We start from the raw sequence: 7,131 nt of genomic DNA, 5'->3' as shown, positions 1-7,131 counted from the left end.
CTCCGAGCGGGAACGACCAGGCGTAGCCGGGGAGCAGGTCGGGCTCGAACCAGACCCACAGCTGCCGGGCCGCCTCCGCCCCCACGCCGGTCACGTACTGGCGGAGGGCGTGCCAGTCCCCGAGGTAGCGGCCCGCCAGAGCGGCGTCCCCCAGCAGCTTCCGGGTCGGCGACCAGGCCCCGTCGGCGGCCACCACGTACCCGGGGGCGAAGGTCCCCCCCCGCCCCGTGCCCACCCGCGCCCCCCGCCCGTCGCGGTCGACGGCCGTCACCGCCGTGTCCTCGAGGACGCACGCACCGGCGTCGCGGGCCAGGTGGAGGAGGGCGGCATCGAGGTCGCTCCGGCGGGCCACGGCGGCGTGCAGGCCGTCGGTGGGCAGCCCGAGCTCGACCGTTCGCCCCGAGGGTGAGCGCAGCGCCACCTCGCGCACCGGGGTCCAGGACGGGACGTCGGCGGGGTCGAGGCCCAGCTCCTCGAGATGGCGGAGGGCCGAGGCGGTGAGGCCGTCCCCGCAGCACTTGTCGCGGGGGAAGCGGGCCCGGTCCACGACGACAACCGCGGCGCCGGCCCGGGCCAGGGTGATGGCGGTGGCGGAGCCGGCCGGCCCGGCCCCGACGACGACGACGTCGGGCGCGTCGGCGGCGGGGCTCAGGGGTCGGCCCTCACCGGTCGGCCAGGGCGGCGCGGAGCCCGCCGGCCAGATCCGGGTGCCGGAAGCCGAACCCGGCGGCCTCGAGGCGGGCGGGACGCACCCGCTGGCTCGCCAGCAGCGTCTCGTCGGCCATCTCCCGCCCCAGCACCAGCCGGAGAGCGCCGGCAGGGGCAGCCAGCTTGGTGGGACGGCGGAGGGCCCGGCCCAGCTCGGCGGTGAGCTCGGCGTTGGTGGCCGGTTCGGGGCCGGTGACGTTCACGGCACCCTCCAGCGACCGGTCGGTGGCCAGGTGGATCAGGGCCGACACGGCGTCCTCCCGGGTGATCCAGCTCATGAACTGCCGCCCCGAGCCGAGGCGGGCGCCCAGCCCGAGGCGGAACGGCCGCAGCATGCGCCCGAGCACGCCTCCCGTGGCGCTGAGGACGAGCCCGAGGCGGGGGTGGACCACCCGCTGGCCCGCCTGGCGGGCCGGCTCGGCCGCCGCCTCCCACTCCGTGCACAGCCGGGCCAGGAAGTCGGTGCCGGCGGGGGACTCCTCGGTCAGGACCCGGTCGCCGGCGTCGGCGCCGTAGTAGCCGACGGCCGAGACGGCCAGGAAGGTCCGGGGGCCCCCGCCCGGGGCCGGGCCGAGCCCCGCCAGGGCCCGGGCCAGGCCGGCGGTGCCCTCGACCCGGCTGGACCGGACCACCTCCTTGCGCTCCGGGTTCCACCGGCGGTCCCCGATGCCGGCGCCGGCCAGGTTCACCAGGACGTCGGCGCCCGCCAGGACACCGGGGTCGGCCCACCCGCTCGCCGGGTCCCAGTGGGCCCCCCGCTGGAGCCGGGTCACCTCGTGGCCCTCCGCCGCCAGCCGGAGCACGAGGGCGGACCCGACCAGCCCGTTGGCCCCGGCCACGGCCCAGATCACAGCTGCCCGATCATCTTGTGGGTCTGGGGGACGACGCGGACGTCGCCGTGGCGGGCCAGAGCCAGCTCCTGCCAGGACAGGACCTCGTCGGGGGTGGGGGCGCGGGTCACGGCCGCGAACGGGGTGACGGGCTGGAGGAAGACCGGGGCCGCCGGCGCCGTCTCGGCGACCATCGCCATGGCGGCGTCCAGCTCACCGGGATCGGTCTCCGGCCCGAGCACCACCTTCACCGCCACCGGGCACGCGTCGATGGCCACCTCGAGGAAGCGCCGCTGGGTGGAGGGGGCGACCCCCTGGCCGTCCACGCTCCCGAGCTTGAGGTCCATGCTGACCTCGTCGACCCAGGGCGCCACCCGGCGCAGGCCGGCCACGAGGGTCCCGTTCGTCTCGAGATGGACGCGGTGCCCCCGCCCCTTCATCAGGGGCAGGAGCTCGGCCAGCCGGCCGCTCTGCGCCAGCGGCTCCCCGCCCGTCACGCTCACCGAGTGGTGGGGGCCGGCCCGCCACAGCCGGTCGACGGCGGCGACGGCGTCGTTCACCGCCAGCGGGCTCGGGACCACCCGCCAGTCCCGGCGCCCCGGGGTCTGCTCGAACCGGCACGGCCCGGGGCGCAGCTCCAGAGCCTCGGGCTGGTCGCAGTACCCGCAGCGGATGTTGCAGCCGGAGAGGCGGAGGAAGACCTGGCGGCGGCCGACGTGGGCGCCCTCGCCCTGGATGGCGGAGAACGCCTCCGACACCAGGATGGTGCCCGCCCCGGCGTCCCCGGGCCGGGCGCTCATCCGAGAGAGGCGGCGGAGAGGGCCGGGTCCGGGATCCCCGCCGCGGAGAAGCCGGCCGCCCTGATCCGGCACGAGTCGCAGCCCCCGCAGGGCGTGGGCCCGGGCCCGGGCTGGTAGCACGACCAGGTCAGCTCCAACGGCGCCTCCAGCTCGACGCCCAGCCGGACGATCTCCGCTTTGGGCCGGTCGATCAGAGGCGCCCGGACCTCGACGGGAGAGCCCTCCACCCCCCGCTTCTGGCCCACCGCCGCCACCTGCCGGAAGGCGTCGAGGAACTCGGGACGGCAGTCCGGGTAGCCGCTGTAGTCGACGGCGTTCACCCCGATGTGCACCACGTCGAGGTCCCGCGCCTCGGCCACCCCCAGGGCCACGGCCAGGAAGATGATGTTGCGGGCCGGGACGTAGGTCACCGGGATCCCCGGAGCGGGGCCCTCCGTGGGGATCTCCGGGCCCGTGGGTACCGGAATGCCGGGGTCGGTCAGCGCCGATCCGCCCCAGGCCGAGGCGTCCAGCTCGACCACCAGCTGCTCGGCGCCGTAGCGGGCGGCCACCGCGGCGGCCCGGTCGACCTCGAGGCGGTGGCGCTGGCCGTAGGCGAAGGTGAGGGCCAGGAGGTCCCCGTGCCCGTGGTCCCCTCCCCGGCCGGCAGCCTCCCGCTCGGCGGCGGCCAGGGCCAGGCAGACGGTCGAGTCGAGCCCGCCGGAGAGGAGCACGACGTGCCCGGCGGGGCCGCTCACCGGTCCAGCAGCTCTACCGAGGAGTCGGGGGTCTCCCACAGCCGGATCCGCACCGGGGTGACGCCGGCGGCCTCGAGCCGCTTCCAGATGTCACCGGCCAGCAGCTCGGCGGTGGGGTTGTCGAGGAGGTCGTTGAGGTAGCGGTGGTCGTAGCGGGCCACGACGGCGTCACCCACCCGGGTGGCCAGGTCGTCGAAGTCGACGACCATCCCGTCGGGGCCGACCGGGCCCTCGACGGTCACCTCGAAGCGGTAGTGGTGGCCGTGGAGCTCACGGCAGCGGCCCGGGTGCCAGGGCAGGCGATGGGCGGCCTCGAACGTGAACGCCTTGGTGACCCGGACCCGCACGGCGGGCCAGGCTACTGCCCGTCCTGGGTCAGACGGCCATGCCGTGGGGGGCCCCGGCGGTGTCGTAGCAGGGCTCGTGGAAGTGCTCCACCCTGTCCCAGACGCCGGCCATGTAGACGTTGGCGATCACCTGCTTGAGCTGGGCCCGGGCCATGAACTTGACCGGGGCGCCGCAGTGGGCGCAAAGGGCGGTGTTGCCCGGGTCGATGGTCCGGACCACGGCCCGGCTCTGGGTGATCGTCTGGCTCACGAAATAGTTATCGGCGGCGGGATGGCCCGATCTGAGCCCTTTTTCGCGTCCAGTTGGGTCGGCTTGCCATTGACTGGGAGCGCAAGTTGGTGTGATCTTTCTGAAAGCGCCGGGGCCCGGGTGCGTCCGCCGTGCACCCGACCCCGGCGCCCTATTGGCAACGGGGGTTGCGGAAAGGGGAGTTTCGCGACGAAACGCCCCTAGCCCCGGACCAGGGGCTTGTACCGGATCCGGTGGGGCTGGTCGGCGTCGGCGCCCAGCCGCTTCCTGCGGTCCGCCTCGTAGTCGCTGAAGTTCCCCTCGAACCACTGCACCCGGGAGTCCCCCTCGAAGGCCAGGACGTGGGTGCAGATGCGGTCCAGGAACCACCGGTCGTGGCTGATGACCACGGCGCAGCCCGCGAACTCCTGCAGGGCGTCCTCCAGGGCCCGGAGGGTGTCCACGTCCAGGTCGTTGGTCGGCTCGTCGAGGAGGAGCACGTTGCCGCCGGACCGGAGGACCTTGGCCAGGTGGATCCGGTTGCGCTCCCCGCCGGAGAGCTGGCCCACCGGTTTCTGCTGGTCGGACCCCTTGAAGTTGAACGAGGCCACGTAGGCCCGCCCGTGGATCTCCCGGCCGCCCACCTGGAGGCGGTCCTGGCCACCGGTGATCTCCTCGTACACCGTGTGGCCGGCGTCCAGGGACTCCCGCGACTGGTCGACGTAGGCCAGCACGGCGGTCGGGCCCACCCGCAGCGCCCCGCCGTCGGGCTTCTCGGTCCTCGTGATCAGCCGGAACAGGGTGGTTTTGCCGGCGCCGTTGGGGCCGATCACCCCGACGATGCCGCCGGGGGGCAGGGAGAAGTCGAGGCCCTCGATCAGCAACCGGTCCCCGTAGCCCTTGACCAGGGCCGTGGCCTCGACCACCACGTCCCCGAGCCGGGGCCCGGCCGGGATCGACAGCTCCAGCCGGTCGGGCCGGGTCTCGGCGGATTCGGCCTCGGCCAGCAGCCGCTCGTAGGCGGTGACCCGGGCCCGGCCCCTGGCCTGACGGGCGCGGGGCGCCATCCGGATCCACTCGAGCTCGCGGGCCAGGGCCTGCCGGCGGGAGGAGTCGGCCTTCTCCTCGGCGTCCAGGCGGGCCTCCTTCTGGGCCAGCCAGGACGAGTAGTTCCCCTCCCAGGGGATCCCGTGGCCCCGGTCCAGCTCGAGGATCCAGCCGGCCACGTTGTCGAGGAAGTAGCGGTCGTGGGTGACCGCCACCACCGTGCCCGGGTACTCCTGGAGATGGCGCTCGAGCCACGCCACCGACTCGGCGTCGAGGTGGTTGGTGGGCTCGTCGAGCAGGAGGAGGTCGGGCCGGGAGAGCAGCAACCGGCACAGCGCCACCCGGCGCCGCTCCCCACCGGAGAGCGTCCCGACGGCGGCGTCCCCGGGCGGCAGGCGGAGGGCGTCCATCGCCACCTCGAGCTGGCGGTCGAGGTCCCACAGGCCCTGGGCGTCGATGCGGTCCTGGAGCTCCCCGTACTCGGCCAGGAGCTTCTCCATCTCGTCCGGTCCGGCCTGGCCCAGTTGGACGCCGATCTCCTCGAAGCGGTCGACGGCGGCCTTGGCGTCGGCCACGCCGTCGGTGACGTTGCCGAGGACGTCCTTGGCGTTGTCGAGCTCCGGTTCCTGCGCCAGGAAGCCGACCGAGAAGCCCGGCGTGAGGCGGGCCTCCCCCTGGTAGCCGTCGTCCTGGCCCGCCATGATCCGCAGCAGCGACGACTTCCCCGATCCGTTGGCCCCGATCACGCCGATCTTGGCTCCGGGGTAGAAGGACAGGTTGATCCCGCGCAGGACCTCACGGTCGGGCGGGTGGAAACGTCGCAGGTCGCGCATCGTGTAGATGAACTGAGCTGGCATCGGTCGGCACGGTAGCGCCGGTAGGATCGGTCCCGAGATGGCCCAACGACCCACGGACACGGAATCGTCCGTCGGACCCAACGCCTGGCTCGTCGACGAGATGTACGAGCGCTTCCGTGCCGATCCCTCATCGGTGAGCGAGAGCTGGCGGGACTTCTTCAGCGCAACGCCCGCCTCGGTCGCGCCGCCGGCCCCGGTGGCACCACCTCCATCGCCGCCGTCGCCTGCAGCGCCTGCAGCGCCTGCAGCGCCTGCATCGGCGACGGCGCCGGCATCGGCTCCTGTCGCTGCTCCACCGGCCGCTCCCGTCAAGGCGGCGGACGGAAACGGGGACGGCCGGGCCGCCCCGGCGGCGGCGGAGGACGCGGCGCCGACTCCTCTGCGGGGCGCCGCCGCGCGGGTCGTCGCCAACATGCGAGCCAGCCTCGAGGTCCCGACCGCCACGAGCGTGCGGGAGGTTCCCGCCCGCCTGGTCGAGGTCAACCGGAAGATCCTGAACAACCACCTCGCCCGCGGCCGGGGCGGCAAGGTCAGCTTCACCCATCTCATCGCCTACGCCATGGTGCGGGCGCTGGCCGACGTGCCGGTCATGAACTCGTCGTTCGTCGACTCGGTCGACGACAAGGGCACGCCGGGTGTGATCCACCACCGCCACGTGGGAGTCGGCATCGCGGTGGACACGACCAAGCCGGACGGATCGCGGACCCTGCTCGTGCCCTGCATTCGCGACGCCGACACCATGGACTTCCACACCTTCTGGGCGGCCTACGAGGACCTGATCCGCAAGGTGAGGAACAACCGGATCACCGCCGATGACCTCACCGGCACCACTGTGAGCATCACCAACCCCGGCACCCTCGGCACCGTGCACTCCGTGCCGCGACTGATGCCCGGCCAGGGCGTGATCCTCGGCGTCGGTGCCATCGAGCATCCCGCCGAGTTCCAGGCCGCCGATCCGCGGATGCTGGCCGAGCTCGGCGTGTCGAAGGTGGTGACGCTCACCTCGACCTACGACCACCGCATCATCCAGGGCGCCGAGTCGGGTGAGTTCCTCGGCCGGATGCACGCCCTCCTGCTCGGGGAGGAGGGCTTCTACGAGGCGGTCTTCCGCGCCATGGGCGTGCCGTACGAGCCCGTCGGCTGGCACGCCGACGTGAACCCCGTCGACCGGCAGCGGGGCCGGCTCGAGAAGCAGGTCCACGTCCAGACCCTGATCAACATGTACCGGGTGCGTGGCCACCTCATCGCCGACCTCGATCCCCTGGCGGTCAAGGAGCCCCGCATGCACGCGGAGCTGGACCCGATGACCTACGGGCTCACCCTCTGGGACCTCGACCGGGAGTTCCTCACCGACGGCCTGGCCGGCCGGGAGCAGATGACTCTCGGGGACATCCTCGGGGTGCTGCGCGACGCGTACTGCCGCACCATCGGTGTCGAGTACATGCACATCCAGGACCCCGACCAGAAGCGGTGGATCCAGCAGCACGTCGAGGGGGTGCCGAGCGAGCTCGCTCCCGCCGAGCAGCGCCATGTCCTGGGGCGGCTGAACGGCGCCGAGGCCTTCGAGCGCTTCCTC

General features: G+C 73.7%; 8 protein-coding genes. 1 reads left to right on the top strand and 7 read right to left on the bottom strand.

Annotation, left to right across the window (positions count from 1 at the left end; all coding sequences use genetic code 11):
• The 7 genes from VFW24_01600 to ettA form a co-directional block, all read right to left on the bottom strand.
• Positions 1-577: FAD-dependent oxidoreductase (locus VFW24_01600; protein ID HEX5265443.1), on the bottom strand; the 577-nt coding region annotated here is incomplete at its 3' end.
• A gap of 85 nt (positions 578-662) precedes the next feature.
• Entirely contained in the window at positions 663-1,559 is an 897-nt protein-coding gene (locus VFW24_01595) for a TIGR01777 family oxidoreductase (GenBank protein ID HEX5265442.1), read from the bottom strand.
• On the bottom strand, positions 1,556-2,338 hold the full coding sequence (locus VFW24_01590) for a 7-carboxy-7-deazaguanine synthase QueE (GenBank protein ID HEX5265441.1): 783 nt from the start codon (positions 2,336-2,338) through the stop codon (positions 1,556-1,558). The genes VFW24_01595 and VFW24_01590 overlap by 4 nt, the downstream gene beginning before the upstream one ends.
• A complete protein-coding gene (gene queC, locus VFW24_01585) occupies positions 2,335-3,075 on the bottom strand; it encodes a 7-cyano-7-deazaguanine synthase QueC (GenBank protein ID HEX5265440.1) in 741 nt (246 codons plus the stop codon). The genes VFW24_01590 and queC overlap by 4 nt, the downstream gene beginning before the upstream one ends.
• Positions 3,072-3,422, bottom strand: a complete 351-nt coding sequence (gene queD / locus VFW24_01580; GenBank protein HEX5265439.1) for a 6-carboxytetrahydropterin synthase QueD — start codon at positions 3,420-3,422, stop codon at positions 3,072-3,074. The genes queC and queD overlap by 4 nt, the downstream gene beginning before the upstream one ends.
• Before the next feature lie 28 nt (positions 3,423-3,450).
• Positions 3,451-3,672 (bottom strand): hypothetical protein, encoded by a 222-nt coding sequence (locus VFW24_01575; protein ID HEX5265438.1) that lies wholly within the window; start codon positions 3,670-3,672, stop codon positions 3,451-3,453.
• A gap of 200 nt (positions 3,673-3,872) precedes the next feature.
• Complete coding sequence (gene ettA, locus VFW24_01570) at positions 3,873-5,555, bottom strand: energy-dependent translational throttle protein EttA (protein ID HEX5265437.1); 1,683 nt, start codon at positions 5,553-5,555, stop codon at positions 3,873-3,875.
• Between the two features lie 37 nt (positions 5,556-5,592).
• On the opposite strand from ettA, the gene VFW24_01565 reads away from it, so the two are divergent.
• A partial coding sequence (locus VFW24_01565) for a 2-oxo acid dehydrogenase subunit E2 (GenBank protein HEX5265436.1) occupies positions 5,593-7,131 on the top strand: 1,539 nt, incomplete at its 3' end.

This window comes from Acidimicrobiales bacterium, from assembly GCA_036273495.1.
Taxonomy (GTDB): domain Bacteria; phylum Actinomycetota; class Acidimicrobiia; order Acidimicrobiales; family JAJPHE01; genus DASSEU01.
Note: the sequence above shows the minus strand (reverse complement) of the source record. Positions and strands in the feature narration are given on the sequence as shown.